The organism is Neisseria sp. P0008.S010 (assembly GCF_051962715.1).
In the GTDB taxonomy this organism is placed as follows: domain Bacteria; phylum Pseudomonadota; class Gammaproteobacteria; order Burkholderiales; family Neisseriaceae; genus Neisseria; species Neisseria elongata.
The window spans coordinates 1-286 of sequence record NZ_JBQCVA010000252.1; the positions used below are offsets into that span (position 1 = coordinate 1).

Annotated in this window: 1 rRNA gene; it reads left to right on the forward strand. The window is 52.1% G+C overall.

Going from position 1 to position 286, the window contains the following annotated elements:
- A 16S ribosomal RNA gene (locus ACTHSL_RS13460) occupies window positions 1-286 on the forward strand; the annotation flags it as partial.

The following is a 286-nucleotide window of genomic DNA, read 5'->3' on the forward strand; positions in this document are numbered from 1 at the left end:
ACGTAGGGTGCAAGCGTTAATCGGAATTACTGGGCGTAAAGCGTGCGCAGGCGGCCATGCAAGACAGATGTGAAATTCCTGGGCTTAACCTGGGGTGGTCAGCCAATACTGAGTAGCTAGAGTACGAGAGAGGGTAGTGGAATTTCAGGTGTAGCGGTGAAATGCGTAGATATCTGAAGGAACACCAGTGGCGAAGGCGACTACCTGGCTCGATACTGACACTGAGGCGCGAAAGCGTGGGGAGCAAACAGGATTAGATACCCGAGTAGTCCTGTCTCTTATACAC